Source organism: Methylophilus sp. (assembly GCF_052173275.1).
Classification (GTDB): domain Bacteria; phylum Pseudomonadota; class Gammaproteobacteria; order Burkholderiales; family Methylophilaceae; genus Methylophilus.
This window is the reverse complement of the sequence record NZ_JBQMUL010000002.1, coordinates 2,176,818-2,192,895: the sequence shown is the minus strand read 5'-3', so window position 1 is coordinate 2,192,895 and position 16,078 is coordinate 2,176,818. Positions and strand designations below refer to the sequence as shown.

Sequence of the window (16,078 nt, the reverse complement as noted above, 5' to 3'; positions counted from 1 at the left end):
CAGGTGAAACAATCAATACTGATTACTCAGCAACTGACTGAAAACGGATCACTTCAACGCGGCGGTTTGCGTCATTACCGTTGATTGGGTCATTCTCAGCAATTGGCTGTGAGAAGCCATAACCTTTCACTACGATACGGCTGCCATCCAGGCCTTTTTTGACCAGGTAATCAGCAACTGCTTTCGCACGCTTTTCTGACAGCAACAGGTTGTATTTCTCTTTTGAAGTATTACGCTTGTCTGTGTGGCCTGCGATTTCAACCTTATCGGTACCCCACTCTTTGACTACGTCATAAACGATGTCCAGGTCAGCGTACGATTCTGGCAAGATGATGGCGCTATTTGCCTGGAACAGAATACGCGGCGTGAATTTCATCGTCGCTTTTTCTGGACCTTTAGGTTTAAAGGCTTCGCCTTCCCATGGTTTTGCATTAGCCAGCAAAGCTGCTTTATCGCTTACCAGTTGTGTTGGTGCCAGAGCCTGACACACATTCTCGCGGTCCAGGTATTCTTCACGGGCATACTCACCCACATCAGCACGCGTGACACCCAGTTTACGCAACAACAGACCTTGGCCAGCATAGGTCCTTGCATAAGAAGTGCTCAAGTCCATTTCAGCATTGGTGAAGTTACGACGTGACTGGAAGTATTCGTTTTCGGTATCCAGCAAGTCAAGCAATGTACGTTGGCCAATGTCGTATTGCTTACGATAAGCCAGACGTGCATTCTCAATGGAGTCTTGGTGCTGTTTACGATAAGCCACTTGCTCGTTCAACTGTTTGATGTTGTTGTAAGCAATCGCAACCAGCTGGCGTGTATCGATACAAGCCTTGTCACGCAGATCATGTGAACGATTCAGTTCTTGCGAAGCAGAATCAAGATTGTTTTTATCAGTGAAGCCGTTGAAAATGTTCCAGCTAGCTGTCACTTCCAAGGTGTCTGCAGCCAATGTGCTGTTTCTGCTGGCGTCGTTGACATCCAAAACTTTACGACCTTGCAAATCCAGGCGAGGCATGAAAGGTGCCTTGCGGCCTGACACAGATTTTTCAACAGCAATGATATTTTCAATCGCGGCCAGGATGTTAGGGTTTTGCTTGTAAGCAGCGTCTAGCACTTGGTCAGCACTGTCAGACAAGCCTTCACCTGTCATTTGCACTTCAACCACATTTGCAGGAGGCAATTCACCTACCAGGCGTTGGAAACGTGCAGAAACATCATACAGATTAGTAGTTTCTGTCAGCAGGTTAGCTTCTGCTAACGCTAAACGACCAGTTGCCTGTTCGAGGTCAACTTTTTTACCTACACCCGCGTCAACGCGGGATTTGATTTTTTCGTGCACTTGCTTGTGCACTACAAAGTTATCTTCTGCATAAGAAACTAAACGGCGATAACGCAACAAATCAAAGTAGGCAGTCGCGGTATCTAGTGCAATGCCTTGCATCTGGCCTTGCAACTCATAGAAACGGGATTTGGCTACGTGATCCAGACGACCCACTTCTGAAGGTGTCGCCAGGCCATCAAAAATCATTTGTCGCAACGTCAGCGTTGATTGTTGATTAGGCGTGAATGTGTTGTTGATGTTTGGGGTCAGGCGCTCCTGGTTACGGAATGTCTGATCCACTGTCAGGTTAGGCAAATAACGGCCTTTTGCAGCTGACTCATCAAACTCAGCGCCCTTAAAAGCATGAAAGCGGGCCTGAACCTCAGGGTTCTCGGACACCGCTTTTTCGATTATCTTCTCCAAAGTTTCTGGACTTGCAGCCCAAGACACGGAGGAGCAGGCGAACACTCCCATGATTAGTGCAGAGGCAATTTTTTTTAGTTTCATGTGCAGACTCTTAACAAGTTATTAAAGATTCATCCTGAAGTTAGTATAACGACAGTATTGTTAAGGCACAAGTGTTACCCACCCTATTAAAGTGGGTTTAATAGGGGGTTTTAGGGGAAAAAGTCACAAATCCACTCTTGTGACTCTATGAACCTATATAAAAATCCCTTAAATCCTATTATTTTAAATATTATTTATGTAAATGCAGGTATGCATTTATGAATTCAGGTGTGCTTTATTTGAAGCACCAGCCTTGACACTTTTATCGAGGCCAAAGTGCCCTTGCGGAGACTGACCTTGTAATACCAATGCCAGATGCAAACGATCCCTTACTTTCAGGGTATCAAATACGGATGTCAGATGCGCTTTAACCGTGCGTTCTGAGATAGAAAGTGTTCTGGCGATTTCTTTATTGCTGTTGCCTTTGGCAGCTTCCAGCGCAACTTCACGCTCGCGCTTGGTTAAGGCTTCCAGCACCTCTTCTAGCACATCGACTGTTTGACGTGAGCCACGAGCTGTTAACGTTATCAAGTGCTTTAACAAGTCACGGCCTAACCAGATACCACCATGCGATACCACGCTGTAGACTTCTTTTAATACCTGGTGGTGCGCATAAGCGTGCAGGTAACCAACCACACCAAGTTCCAGCGCCTGCATGGCTTCAGCCTGCTCAGGATTATTTGACAATACAATGACTTTTGCTGATGGAATAAGTGACAACACTTGTTGCACCTGTGTGCGCCACTGGTTGCTACTCTCTAATTGCGCATGCACCCAGACCACGGTCGCGCCGGCAACATCAGCAGAAACCACTTCTGCACTGGAAACCAGATTAGGAAAGGCATTCAGCCAGGCTTCAACAGGCTGCTTTAATGATGTGATAAAAATATGTTTCATAGTGATTAGCGCTCGGTTAATGCATACGATTTAGCCTTCAGCACAGGTTTCAGCAAATAAGACATCACAGTTTTCTTGCCGGTCAAAATATCTACCTGTGCCACCATACCAGGAATAATTGGCAGATGGTCGCCGATATTATTCTTTATTGTCCTTACTTTAACGACATAAAAAGCATTTCCTTTATCGTCTATCGTCGAATCTGCTGCAATATCTTCAACTTCCCCGTCCAGACTGCCATAAATGCTGTAATCATAAGCCGTCAGTTTGACAATTGCGGGCTGCTTGGGGCGGATAAACGCAATATCCTTGGTTTGCACTTTGGCTTCTATCACCAGCGCATCGTCAGAAGGCACTACTTCCATGACTTCTTTCCCTGCCTGGATCACACCGCCAACGGTGTTGTAATACAGCTTGCTGATTTTGCCGTTCACCGGCGATAGCAGCGTCGATTGCTTTACCTTATCCGACAATGCCAGGCTAGACTGAGTCAGGCTGTTTATTTTTGCCGTTGTCTCGTTCAGCTCGGTACGCACCTTGCTCGTAAAGGTTTGTTGCGCCTCTGAAATCTTGCGCCGCGCTTCTGAAATAGACGCAGTGATACGCCCCATCTGTGCCGAAGCCTGATCAATATCGCCTTTTGCCCTGTTGGCCTCACGCTCCAGGCGCAGGATTTCAATCTCAGACACAGCGCCACTATTGAGCAAGGGACGGTTCGCTGCCAGTTCACGGCTGTTCGAATCATAAGTCTTGATTGCGACTTCTTTTTTAAACTGCACTTCTGAAAGCTCACGCTCACGCTGTGACAATTGATCCCTGGCGATATTCACTTGCGAATCCAGCTCTGCACGTCCCGCATTAAACAATTGCAGTTCTTGCAAATAGGTATCCGGCACTTTCAGCTGCACTTCACTAGGCGGGTTAAAAGCGCTGCCATTAGCCAGCGCTTTCAGGCGCGCCTCTTTGGCTGTCAATGATAGATACTGGCTTTCATTTTCTTTCAGGGAAGAAATCGCCCTCGTCTCATCAATTTTGATCAACGGCTGACCACGTTTCACCGTGTCACCCAACTTAACCATGATATCAGTCACAATACCGCCATCCAGCGATTGCACCAGCTGTATCTGCCCGGAAGGGATCACGCGACCTTCGCCACGTGTCACTTCATCGACTTCAGCCAGGTTCGCCCACACGAGCAACACGATCAAAATCACAAAGATGGCATACATGATCAGCTTGGCGTGCAGCATGCTGTCTTCAACCATCACATCATGTGCCTGCTCTGTCCATGAACGGTTTTCTGCGGTGTCGGTCTTGATGATTTTGTCGACTAATAGATGTACCGGCTTGCCAAGGCGCATCCAGATGCTATCGTTTTTGGTAATGTCACCATATTTATCGAATATTTTTTTTGCCATGATGCTTACCTTGCCTTACCGACTTTACCCGCACGCAGTGCAGCGGTAACGTCTTCTTTAGAACCATCAGCCACAATCTGCCCGGAATCAATCACGATTAAACGTTCAGCCAGTTCCAGCATGCCATTCCTGTGACTGATGACAATCAGGGTTTTGTTGACTGTCGCTTCAGCAATTTTATTTTTAACATTCTCTTCGCCTGAGTGATCCATGGCACTGGTAGGCTCATCCAGCAGCACGATCTGCGGGCTGGTCACAAAGGCACGCGCTATGCCGACGCCTTGTCGCTGGCCACCGGACAAAGTATCGCCACGCTCGCCCACTTCCAGGTCAAAGCCTTTGGGATGTGCATTCACAAACTCGGCAATGCCACCTACCTGGGCCGCATTCAGCACAGCGTGATCATCGGCGTGTTGGTGGCGCAAAGTGATGTTGTCGCGCAGCGTGCCATAAAACAGATGGTTATCCTGCTGCACATAGCCAATACTGCGACGCAATTCGGCCGGGTCAATCTGGCGTGCGTCAATCCCGTCAATCAGGATCGCACCCTCACTTGGCTGGTACAAGCCAAGAATTAATTTGTTAATCGTTGTTTTGCCAGACCCCATACGCCCGATAAGCCCCACATGCTCACCTGGACGAATCCTGAAAGAAATGCCATTTAATGCCAGCTCATCTGTGCCAGGATATTTAAAAGACACATTCTTGAATTCGATTTCGCCTTTAAAGGCGGGGCGGGAGAGAAAACTCACATCCTTACCGCGCTCTACCGGCTTTTCCATAATGGCTTCTAACGACTTTAATGAAGTCGCGGCAGTATGGTATTGCGTAAACAGGCTGGCAATTTGTGAAATCGGCGCTAATGCACGGCTGGTCAATTGCGAACACGCGATCAGGCCACCCATGGTCAAATCGCCATTCGAAATCAGGTATACACCGAGGATAATGATTGCAACGCTGATGATTTGCTGCAAGGCGTAAGAGCCATTGGTAATCGAAGAGGATAGCAGCTTGAGCTTGCTGCCGACTTCAGACAAAAATATCGCACTACGTTCCCACTTGCCTTGCATCTGCCCTTCAATACCCATGGACTTGACCGTCTCCAGGCCTACTAGGCTCTCGATCAGTGTGGCATTACGTTGCGCACTGGCCCGGTACATGGTCTCGGACAAGTCGTGCATTTTGCTTTGTACACTGAGTGAATAGATGAGTACGACCGCGCCGCCTATCAAGGCCGGCAACACCATAAACGGGCTGATCCAGGCAATCACTATCAGGAAAATAATACCGAATGGCAAATCGATAAGGGTCACGACAGTGGCGGAAGTAATAAAATCACGCACGCTCTCGAATGAACGCAGATTGGAAGCAAAAGAACCTACAGAAGAAGGTTTCGCATCATAGCGCGTACCCAGTACCTTCTCCATGATCTGGCCACTGAGTTTCACATCGATACGTGCACTGGCCCAATCCAGGAAATAGGCGCGCATGGATCGTAACAGCAGGTCACCCAGCACAATCAGGCCTACACCAATCCCCAATACCCATAATGTTTCCACTGCCTTGTTAGGCACTACACGGTCATACACATTCATGGTGAACAGTGGCATGGCCAGCGCAAAGATATTGATCAGAAAGGCTGCGACCATCACATCGCGATAAATACCTTTGTTCTCAGCGATGGTGCCCCAGAACCAGTGCCGGATCTTCACTCTGCCGACTTCTGGCGTACGTGCATCAAAAATATAGTTCTGCTTGGTGACCAGCGCATAGCCGGTATACTCTGCGACCAGATCGGCCACGCTCATGGTGACCGGTTCTGGTGACAAATCGGGGAAAACCACCTGCGCAAAATGGTGGCTGTCATCGACCTTTAATAGCTGGCACGCCCGGTGATTATTCAGCAACAAGGTGATATCTGTTTGTGGCTGATTGAGGGCAGTGATTGCGCTTTGCTTAACGATGACGTCGAGACGCAAGCGTTCGGCAGAGCGTTTGAACAAGTCGGGGTTGAGCTTGCCATCTTCAAGTGGCAAGCCAGAGGTTAACGCATCCCGAGTAGTTGCCAGCCGGTTATGGCGGCAGATATAAAGCAGACACTCGAGTAAAACGTCTTTGTCAGTTTGGTTAAAATATTGCGTCGTTTCCATGGCAGGTTTGTTATTGTCCTTATCAACGGCTCAAATACTTATGTTTAAGTATTTATATTATTTGTATCCCTATTATAGGTAATCACCACCCCATCCAAAACGCTGAGTATATGGCAAAAATCCCGTGAATTACAAAGATTGACAACTTTTACTACTCCCCAAATTGCAGGGTTTCCTGCACAAACGGCCCTGTCACAGCTTCGATACCTACCGAATTCAGGCTATCCAGCTCCTGCTGATCCTGCACGCCTTCGGCAATCGGCATGATGCCCATGGTGCGGACCATCATACACAAACCGCGCAGCAATGACTGCTGCTGTGGCCGCATGTGGATGTCGCGAATCAGTGAAGCATCAAATTTAACAAAATCCAATCCTAGCTCATGCAAGTCACCCAGCTGGGCAAGGCGCGTGGCCACATGTTCCATGCCGACGATACATCCCAGTGATTTCACCAGGTGCACAAAGTTTTTGAACTGCACAAAATCGCTAAATGCCGCCTCTTCCGAAATTTCAAAGCTCAATCTCGAAGGCTGGGCAACGGTCAGGATCAGGGCTTGCAGCTTGTCGCGGTATTCGTCACTGCGCATTGCGGCGGCAGACACATTCACGCTCAGGTTGGCGTTATTTTTGTCCAGCATATCGACGGCGTATTCCAGCGCCAGTCCATCCAGCGTCTTGATCATATCCAGCTGGCTGGCCCAATCGATAAAGGCTCCCGCAGCCAGCCACTGATCGCCTTCATCAATATGCAAACGCAACGGGCACTCGTAATGCAGCAACTGCTGCTCCTTGAGCATGACCGGGTAGCAGGCAAGTTTGATCTGCTTGTGCTCAATCGCGTGCAAGAATTGCTCTTTCCATTGATTAAGGTAATTTTTTCTCGATGTGACTATGCTATTGGCATTCATCACCCGCATAGGCACTGCCGTCTGATCACCCGCCAGGTCGAGAATAAATTGCATGACCCGGTGAATATCCACGAAGTCATCGCCTTTTTTGGTTTTGGTATGTGTCACCACAAACTGGAACTGGACGATTTGCTGCGCTGCATTGAGCTTTTCCAGCACCAGCTTGAGTTCTGAGGCAACGATAAAGTCATCCAACGGCTGACGGCTGAAAATCCCGAATTCACTGCCAGAGAGCCTGCCGCAAACCACATCAGGATAATGCGACATTTGTTTTTCAAGCGCATCGCCGACTTTTTTAATCAACTGGTTGGTGACGCTGTAGCCCAGCTGCTTGTCAATATCAGACAGGTTGCGCAATTGCACCAGCGTCAGCATGCCTTCGACAAAGCTTTCATTCTTGAGGGCGACCGACGCGGTATTGGTAAAGTGTGACTGGTTCATCAAACCAGTGACCTCGTCGTAGTTGATCTGCTGGTTAAACACATTGAGGCGTTCAGACTCAGCCGTGACCATGGATTTAACCCGGTCAGACAACGTATTCATGGTGCGCACCAGCTTCTTGAACTCTTCAGTCTGCGGCTCTTCAATGGTGATGTATTTGCGCTCACCCAAGGCTTCTGCCTGAGCGATCACGTCATCCAGTGGTTTCAGTATTTTCTTCAGCCAGAAACCGGAAACCACATAACTCAGGAATGCCACGATCAAGGTCCACAGCACCGCATGGCGTGAAGTTTCCCACAACTGGTCATACGCCAGCGAAGGTTCGCTTTCAAGCACCAGGGTGCCATATTGTTGCCAGCCTGACTGAATATTGGCAATACCAGGATGGATGCTGACGGAAAAAAGCGACTGGAACCAGGCCGGCGCCACTGAGTGCGGGTTGCGGTTGATGCGCTCTATCATGGGCTTGTTATCAGGCGAGATAATGGCAATGCGGCGATAGTTACCCATATCAAACTGGGCACTGATGATCAGCTCTACCGTGACACTATCTTTCTGGATATTGGAAAGTGTGATGGCCAAACCATTGGCGTTGTCATTATTTTTTTTCTGCAACTGCTCGGCCATAAAGCGGTGGTCATCATAAACCCCTAAAAACAGGCAACCCGCCGCCACCATTAAAATAATGACAGAAATCGCAATGCGTATTTGTTTTATTAATGACATGTTCTAAGCCCTCTTTTTTTCTTGGGGTAAAATCATCCACAACCCGGCGTTCATGCAGGCTTTATCTATAAGCCTAGCATTAACTTTCCCCGTTAACCATATCTTAGCCAAGGTTTTCAAAGATTCCGCGTGATTCAGGTAATTCAATGTGTGCATTTATTCCAACCCGTCCTGGCGCATACGCGTCAACACATCGCGCCACTTGGAAATATTGTTTGGAGAACCGGCCCGCATATTCGGGTTATTCGCCACGAACAGGCCTTTATCATTAAAGCTGAACACCGGGAACAGGTCACTGCGCCTGGACGCGGGCAATATCTCAAAGTTGAGGTTATCCAGAATGAGCGGGTCGCTGGCTGGCATCGCATAATACGCAAGCACCATGTGCGGACGGATGTTACCGCTGGCCATGCGCGCCCGGACATAGGTCAAGCGTAGTTTGTCCTGCGGGATACCGAGTTTTTTGAGTAAGGTGTATTTGGCGATACTAAAGTCTTCACAGTCGCCCGCCCCTTTGCCAAAGGTTTCCAGCGGGCTGGCCCAATAGTCTTCCATACCCCATAAATTAATATCATCGACAAACAGCACATGCTGATTGGTAAAGTCATTAACCATGCCGATCTTGGTCATTTCGCTGGCGCCGCCCAACTGGTTGAACAGTTCATTCAGGCGCATCACATTCTGGTAGGCTTCTTCACCATACCGTTGCCTGACCTTTTCCAGCATCGCCAGCACGTAATCATCCGCCAGTATCTGCGACCATAGCAGACACAGCGTCAGGCATAAGCCTGTCGCAAAACTAATAAAGGATGGAGAAACGGGGCGTCTCATGTGCAATAGATTTCCAGTGAGCGATTATGTCACGGCACCAGCAAGCCTCATTTGCCAAACAAAGCGGTTTTCATCTGCAAACTCGGCGATCTTGAAGAATACTATATATTGACAACAAGGTATCGTGGATACAGCACCATAACAAGAATAGAAAAACACAAGCGGTGCCGGATTGGGTAAAATGTCGACTTTCAAATCCACACCGCTTTATATTCATGACGTCTCTTACCCCGCTCAATGCACTCTCTCCTTTAGATGGCCGTTATCACGCCAAACTCGACCCTTTGCGCCCTTTCTTTAGTGAATACGCGCTGATCAAATACCGCGCACTGGTCGAAGTGGCCTGGTTAAAAGCACTGAGTGCCGAACCGCAACTGGCAGAAATCGCACCATTCAGTGCAGATACCATTGCTGAACTGGATACAGCCATCCACGCTTTCAGCGAAGATGATGCCATGCAGGTAAAAGCGATTGAAGCGCGTACCAATCATGATGTGAAAGCGCTTGAATACTGGCTTAAAGAAAAATTCGATGGCAATGCCGAGATCAAAAAAGCCAGTGAATTCATCCATTTCGCCTGTACTTCAGAAGATATCAACAACCTGTCACATGCCCTGATGCTGAAATCTGCACGTGACAGTGTGGTATTGCCTGACCTGGCTGCCGTGGTCGCCAGGCTCACCGAGTTATCACACGCACTGGCCGAACAACCCATGCTGTCACGCACCCACGGCCAGACCGCCAGCCCGACTACCATGGGTAAAGAACTGGCCAATGTGGTCTATCGCCTGCAACGCCAGCTCAAACAACTGCAAGCCAATGAAATCTTAGGCAAGATCAACGGTGCCGTTGGCAACTTCAACGCACATTTGTCCGCCTACCCGGATATTGACTGGGAAAACTTCGCGAAAACCTTTGTGCAATCATTGGGCCTGACTTACAACCCGATGACTATCCAGATCGAGCCGCATGACTACATGGCTGAACTATACGATACGCTGTCACGCATCAATACCATTTTGATCGACCTTAACCGTGATATCTGGGGCTATATCTCGGTCGGTTACTTCAAGCAAAAGGTCAAAGCCGGTGAAATTGGTTCTTCTACCATGCCGCATAAAGTCAACCCGATTGATTTTGAGAACTCCGAAGGCAATTTAGGCCTGGCCAATGCCATCTTGCGCCACCTGGCTGAAAAACTGCCTATCTCCCGCTGGCAACGCGACCTGACTGACTCTACTGTATTGCGCAACATGGGTGTGGCACTGGGCTATTCCCTGCTGGCTTATGATTCCTGCCTGCGCGGCCTGAACAAACTCGAGATCAATCCACAACGTTTGCAGGAAGACCTGAACAATAGCTGGGAAGTGCTGGCTGAGCCTATCCAGACTGTGATGCGTCGCTACGGCATCGAAAATCCGTATGAGCAGCTGAAAGAACTGACGCGTGGCAAAGGCGGTATCAATCAGCAATCATTGCATGCCTTTATTGAAACCCTGCCTATCACGGCCGAAGCCAAACAAACCTTGCTGGCGATGACGCCTGCAACTTATACCGGCAAGGCAAGTCAATTGGTAAAACATATTTAGTGACTTGTTCAGGGATTGTTCTGTTTTTAACTTCGCACTCAACGCTTTAAGGCAAACAACCGCTGGTTCGATTGCCTGTTTCTCACTCGCCTGGCCTGATTGCCGGGCGAGGTGCTATCGCAAGCATAGCGCCTTGCTGTTAGCGTGGTTAAAGTACTTTTTGCCGTTGCGTTTTAAGCAGATCACTGTCAGCCTGGCCGCGCACAACCTCACTACTTTCGTTTTCCTCGCGTCTTTGCTTATGCATATACCTTCTGCACAAGCGCAGGAGGCCGAGTGGTTCCAGGTCAAACAAGGCACTTACCAGACGCGTTTTTCGCTCAATAGCGAAACATCTCCCGAAAACAAACAGCAACTGCATGAGTTACTTGAAAAACACCTGACGCTGCACGAATCCATGCAAAACCCGCGCATGAACGAGGGTGAATGGCGGCGGCTGATCCAGAAAACCCCGCAGGAAATCGCTGACCTGCTGGCCACCGAAGGCTATTTCAAAGTAAAAACAGTGGCCTACCAGCCTGTCGCAAATGTGATTGAGTTTCACGTGAATTTGCCGCCGCAGGCAAAAGTGAACAAGGTTGTGCTGACCCTCAACGGGGAAATACAGCAGCCCGCACACCAGGAAATACTGGCAGAAGCCAATAAAAGCTGGTCATTACAAATCAACAACGTGTTTACCCAGCCCGCCTGGGCGGCCGCCAAGCGTGATTTGCTGGCTGCATTGCTGCGCGCAGAATTCCCCAATGCCAGAATCACGCAATCACAAGCCATCGTGCAACCGCAAACCCAGGAAGTCTCCATCAATATCGCGGTGGAATCCGGCCCGGCAGTGCATTTTGGCAAGGTCAATATTCATGGCTTGCAACATTACCCGGAAGCCTTGATCCGCCCGTTGAACACCCTGAAACCCGGCGCGCCTTACCGGCAATCAGATTTATTGCTATTGCAAAACAGTTTCATGAGTACCGGCAAGTTCAGCCAGGTAGATGTGGTGGCAAACACACACGCGCTGAACCCAGACCGCACCGCTGATGTCGATGTGACCGTGCGTGAAATGGAAGAAAAATCCTTCCGCATAGGCGTGGGTGCCAGCACCAATACCGGCGCGCGCATTGTGTTTAATTACACTGATCGTAATTTATTTGAGCGCGGATTACTGTGGGATAGCAGCATACGCCTGGAACAGCGGTTACAGGCGGCCACCTCCAACATTACCTTTCTCACAGATGACAAGGGTTACCGCGACAGCATACAGAACAGCCTGACCCGCACCGACCTTGAAGGGCAAGTGACCACCGCCTTTCAAAACGGGGTGCGGCGCTACTGGGGCCAGCCGCGCAAGTTTGAGCAATTTGTAGGCGCTAACTTGTTGTATGAATTTCTGGAGGTGGATGACGTCACTTCGCAGTTCAATAAAGCCGCCACAGTCACTTATGGTTTGAATATGCGCGAGCTGGATCACCAGCAGGCGCCGACCAAAGGCTGGATATTGAATACGCAATTTCAGCTTTCGCCGTTTGAACGTATTTCTGATGGCCGTTTTTTGCAGTCGCAAGCCAGGTTGCAGGCGTTTTACCCGCTGACCAGCTCGACCCAATGGCTGGGCAGGATTGAAGTAGGCAGTGTCAATGGCTCCGCCAGCAAGGTACCTGCGACTTATTTATTCCGTGCCGGTGGTGACCAGTCTGTGCGTGGCTATGCTTTCCAATCATTAGGTGTAAATGAAGGCGGCGCGACAGTCGGTGGTCGCGTATTGCTCACTGGCAGTAGTGAAGTGGTGCAATGGCTGACGCCTTCGTGGGGCGCAGCGGTGTTTGTGGATTTTGGTAATGCTGCCAACAGCTGGAAAGATTATGACCCGGTGCTCGGCTATGGCCTGGGCGCGCGTTTCCGCAGCCCGATCGGGCCGGTAGGCGTCGATATCGCCTATGGTGAAGAAACCAAGGAATATCGTTTGCACTTTAACCTGGGAGTGAATTTTTAATGTCATTTGTTCATTTACTCTCACACCTATGCAGATTAAGCCTGGTGACCACGCTTTGCCTGAGCCTGATCATCACGCCACAAATGGTCTGGGCCGCCAATGTCATGGTGGTGACCAGCCTGAAAGAATTTGAAACTGACCTCGGCAATGCCACGCTCAAGGTTGAAGGCATTGCTTCGGATATGCGGCTGGGGGTCACACCCCGCGGCGAACTGACTGTATCGAGCTTTACCGCCAGGCAGGTGACTTTACAGTTCAAAACGCCTGCGGAGACGCCGCCTGCCAGCCCTAAAACAGCAAGCGGCCCTTTGCCAAAGCGCATCAATATCCCACTCCCCTTTCATCTGCTGTCAGGCAATATTGAACGCCTGACCATTATCCAGGGGCAAAGCACTTACCATATCGAACAGATCCGCTTTGACCTAGATGCCGACAACCAGGCCATGCAGTTCCGTATCGCGCAGGCGCATAGCCCGTGGGGCGAAATCAGTACCCATTTCCAGATGCAGAATTCGGCACCGTTTCCTTTAACTGGCTGGATAGATGTGCAGCAGCCACAAGGCAGCCTGCCCTATCATCTGCGTACAGAGTTACACGGTGACCTGACCAAACTGGAGATTGCCGCCAGCCACCATTACCAGCCTGATGCCAAACCATTTGTGATTGTGCCTGTCACGCAAGACGGAGAGGACGTAGTGGCGCTCAAAGCCACTATCGGCCTGGATGAGGCGCGTAACAGCCACTTTCTTTTCCATTTGCAGCAACTCCAGGCCAGGCATGTGCATCCACAGCTGGCAGGGCATATGGATTTAAAAGTTGTGGCTGATGGCAGCCTCACCGACCAGGGTACGATACAAGTCACGGTAGATGCCGGAGACAGCCGTTTGCAGTCGCAACCCCTGATTGTACGCGGCACGGCGACCCTGCAAGCTCAGCAACTCACCCAGCTGGATTTGCTGGCACAACTGGATAAAAACACGTTCAGCATCCGCGGCGCCCAGCCTGCGCCACCCGCAGGCACCCAGTTGAACTGGCAGGCCGATCTACCCAACCTGGCGCAGTTTATGCCGGGATTCTCAGGCCAGGTCAAAGGGGATGGTACGGTTCAGCATCTTGCTGATGGCTTTTATGCCAGCTACCGTTTGTCTGGCCAGCAACTGCAATTACCTAAAGGCCTGGTCATCGCCGGGTTTGAGGTAAAAGGGCAAGCGTCGGACAATCTGCAGGCCGCCATAGACCAGCAGATCAAACTGCACGGCCTGTCGCAACAGAACAGCCAGGGCACTGACAGCCCGCCGATTGAGGCAGAACTGAATTTAAAAGGCACACTGGCGCAGCACCAGCTCACACTGCAAATCAAGGATTCTGATCCATCATTGCAACGTAATATCCAGCTCGCACTGAATGGTGCCTGGCAGAACGACAGCTGGCAGGCCCAGCTGACACAATTGCAGGACGCCAGCGGTAAAGTTTTCCGGCTGGCAAGTCCGGCAACCATGTCGTGGAGCGCTGCTCAAGGATTCGACCTGCAACAGATGGCACTGAATGTGTTTGCCGGTCAACTGCAACTGGAAAAATTACACTACCGCCCTGCCCAGACTGAGAATGCTATGTCTGGCCAACCGTCACAGATGATGCAATTACAATCGCGCGGTGCACTTAAGGATTTTCCCGTACAAGCACTAATGGCCTGGCTGGTGCCTGAACAATCAGCGCCGTTACCGGCAGACCATCTGCAATTATCCGCACAGTGGGATATGCAGCTGGACCAAAGCCTGAACGGTTTCTTGCAACTGCAGCGCAGCCAGGGCGACTGGCAGGTGTATGACATCAACAATGCCAAATGGCAGGGCTTGGGGTTGCAGACGCTCTCGGCGGATATCAAAGCTGCAAATAACAACGTGAGTGTTGCCAGCACCATCAGCTCCGCCGAAGCCATCAACCTGCAATTGACGGGAAACACCGTGGTTACACCAACACTGGCCGGATTTGTCATCAAGAATTCGGCCCCGGTTTCCGCCAGCCTGAAAGCGGATATCAAACAACTGAACTGGTTCGCCAAACTGTTCACCGACATACAGCCTGCGGGCAGCCTGGCGGTAGACGCACAGATCAGTGGTGTGATGGCAGATCCGCAACTGAAAGGGTCTATTCAAGGTGAATCACTTGCCTTGCAAGTACCTTCACAAGGGGTATGGCTGGAACAAGGGCGCTTGAACGCGACCATGGCAGGCGATCAGGTGACTTTCAACCAGCTGCATTTTGCAGGCAAGAGCGGTGAACTGAATGCCACCGGGGTGTTAGCCTTGAAGCAACCTGGCTGGCAACTGGATCTCTCCGCGCAACTGAACAAGCTGCAGGCACTCTCGCGGGTTGACCGCTGGGTGCAACTCAGCGGGGAGACCAAATTGCGGCTGAATAGTGAAAACACCAATATCAGCGGCAATCTTAAAATCCATAAAGGCTTATTTGAATTACCTAAGGCGGATAAGCCACAACTGGATGAAGATGTCATTATTGAATCGCCGGAAAATGCCGTAGCCAAGCAACAATCACGCGTGACCTTCCAGGATTTCGGGCTGGATTTTGGCGATAAACCACTGGTACTACCCTTCAAGGAATCTGAACAGTTCATGCTGCGCGGCCAAGGTTTGAATGCCGCCCTGAGCGGGAAAATGCGGCTGGATGGTGCACTGGATGACCTGGGGGCGACCGGGACGCTGGATTTGACCGGCACCTACCTGGCTTATGGACAATCGTTGAATATAGAAACCGGCCGGCTGATTTTCAGTGGCAAGATCCCGAATATCGGCCTGGATATCTTGGCCACGCGGCAAGTAGAAAATACCAAAGTCGGCATACAGATCAACGGCAGCCTGCAAACACCAGAACTCAAACTGGTTTCCACGCCGGAAACCAGCAATGAGAACAAAATCTCGCTACTGGTGCTGGGGCAACCGATGTCGGCGGTCGGCAGCAATGATTTGGCCATGCTATCGGTAGCAGCCAGTGCATTATTGTCACAGGGCGATTCCGTCTCCCTGCAAACCAAAATCGCGCAGACCATAGGCCTGGACAGCATTGATGTACGTGGCTCAGGTTCTACCAACTATGCGGTCAGCGTAGGCAAACGCATCAATAACAAACTGGTGGTCGGCTATGAAAAAAGCATTGTCGGGCTACTAAATGTTGGTAAACTCACCTACCAATTAACCAACCGCATCTCGATTGAAACCAGGACCGGTTCGGATAATGCGCTGGATGTGTTCTACGGTTTCAGCTTTGATTAATCCAGGAGGATGGC

At 50.2% G+C, this 16,078-nt stretch carries 9 protein-coding genes; 3 read left to right on the top strand and 6 right to left on the bottom strand.

Going from position 1 to position 16,078, the window contains the following annotated elements:
• Positions 1 to 22: 22 nt before the first annotated feature.
• From ACTS9Y_RS11760 to ACTS9Y_RS11735, 6 genes are all read right to left on the bottom strand, one after another.
• A complete protein-coding gene (locus tag ACTS9Y_RS11760; protein ID WP_442586116.1) occupies positions 23 to 1,828 on the bottom strand; it encodes a TolC family outer membrane protein in 1,806 nt (601 codons plus the stop codon).
• Between the two features lie 216 nt (positions 1,829 to 2,044).
• A complete protein-coding gene (locus ACTS9Y_RS11755) occupies positions 2,045 to 2,725 on the bottom strand; it encodes a LuxR C-terminal-related transcriptional regulator (RefSeq protein ID WP_442586115.1) in 681 nt (226 codons plus the stop codon).
• Between the two features lie 5 nt (positions 2,726 to 2,730).
• Positions 2,731 to 4,143 (bottom strand): HlyD family type I secretion periplasmic adaptor subunit, encoded by a 1,413-nt coding sequence (locus tag ACTS9Y_RS11750; protein ID WP_442586114.1) that lies wholly within the window; start codon positions 4,141 to 4,143, stop codon positions 2,731 to 2,733.
• A 5-nt stretch (positions 4,144 to 4,148) separates the two neighbouring features.
• On the bottom strand, positions 4,149 to 6,293 hold the full coding sequence (locus tag ACTS9Y_RS11745) for a type I secretion system permease/ATPase (protein ID WP_442586113.1): 2,145 nt from the start codon (positions 6,291 to 6,293) through the stop codon (positions 4,149 to 4,151).
• A 151-nt stretch (positions 6,294 to 6,444) separates the two neighbouring features.
• The gene (locus tag ACTS9Y_RS11740; RefSeq protein ID WP_442586112.1) at positions 6,445 to 8,370 is read right to left on the bottom strand and encodes an EAL domain-containing protein; all 1,926 of its coding nucleotides are present in this window, start codon (positions 8,368 to 8,370) and stop codon (positions 6,445 to 6,447) included.
• Positions 8,371 to 8,526: 156 nt separating this feature from the next.
• The gene (locus tag ACTS9Y_RS11735) at positions 8,527 to 9,201 is read right to left on the bottom strand and encodes a transglutaminase-like cysteine peptidase (protein ID WP_442586111.1); all 675 of its coding nucleotides are present in this window, start codon (positions 9,199 to 9,201) and stop codon (positions 8,527 to 8,529) included.
• Positions 9,202 to 9,416: 215 nt separating this feature from the next.
• Here ACTS9Y_RS11735 and purB point away from each other — a divergent pair, with 215 nt between their 5' ends.
• The 3 genes from purB (at position 9,417) to ACTS9Y_RS11720 (ending at position 16,064) form a co-directional block, all read left to right on the top strand.
• Positions 9,417 to 10,790 (top strand): adenylosuccinate lyase, encoded by a 1,374-nt coding sequence (gene purB / locus ACTS9Y_RS11730; RefSeq protein WP_442586110.1) that lies wholly within the window; start codon positions 9,417 to 9,419, stop codon positions 10,788 to 10,790.
• A gap of 133 nt (positions 10,791 to 10,923) precedes the next feature.
• Positions 10,924 to 12,774 carry an autotransporter assembly complex protein TamA gene (locus ACTS9Y_RS11725; protein WP_442586109.1) on the top strand — a complete coding sequence of 617 codons (1,851 nt, stop codon included), beginning with the start codon at positions 10,924 to 10,926 and terminating at the stop codon, positions 12,772 to 12,774.
• Entirely contained in the window at positions 12,774 to 16,064 is a 3,291-nt protein-coding gene (locus tag ACTS9Y_RS11720) for a translocation/assembly module TamB domain-containing protein (protein WP_442586108.1), read from the top strand. Before ACTS9Y_RS11725 ends, ACTS9Y_RS11720 begins: the two co-directional genes overlap by 1 nt.
• Positions 16,065 to 16,078 lie beyond the last annotated feature (14 nt).

What these genes read in the sequence shown, in the direction of transcription:
- ACTS9Y_RS11745 (WP_442586113.1), bottom strand. Translation starts at nt 6,293, where the DNA reads ATGGAAACGACGCAATATTTTAACCAAACTGACAAAGACGTTTTACTC.
- ACTS9Y_RS11750 (WP_442586114.1), bottom strand. Translation starts at nt 4,143, where the DNA reads ATGGCAAAAAAAATATTCGATAAATATGGTGACATTACCAAAAACGAT.
- ACTS9Y_RS11760 (WP_442586116.1), bottom strand. Translation starts at nt 1,828, where the DNA reads ATGAAACTAAAAAAAATTGCCTCTGCACTAATCATGGGAGTGTTCGCC.
- ACTS9Y_RS11755 (WP_442586115.1), bottom strand. Translation starts at nt 2,725, where the DNA reads ATGAAACATATTTTTATCACATCATTAAAGCAGCCTGTTGAAGCCTGG.
- ACTS9Y_RS11720 (WP_442586108.1), top strand. Translation starts at nt 12,774, where the DNA reads ATGTCATTTGTTCATTTACTCTCACACCTATGCAGATTAAGCCTGGTG.
- ACTS9Y_RS11735 (WP_442586111.1), bottom strand. Translation starts at nt 9,201, where the DNA reads ATGAGACGCCCCGTTTCTCCATCCTTTATTAGTTTTGCGACAGGCTTA.
- ACTS9Y_RS11740 (WP_442586112.1), bottom strand. Translation starts at nt 8,370, where the DNA reads ATGTCATTAATAAAACAAATACGCATTGCGATTTCTGTCATTATTTTA.
- purB (WP_442586110.1), top strand. Translation starts at nt 9,417, where the DNA reads ATGACGTCTCTTACCCCGCTCAATGCACTCTCTCCTTTAGATGGCCGT.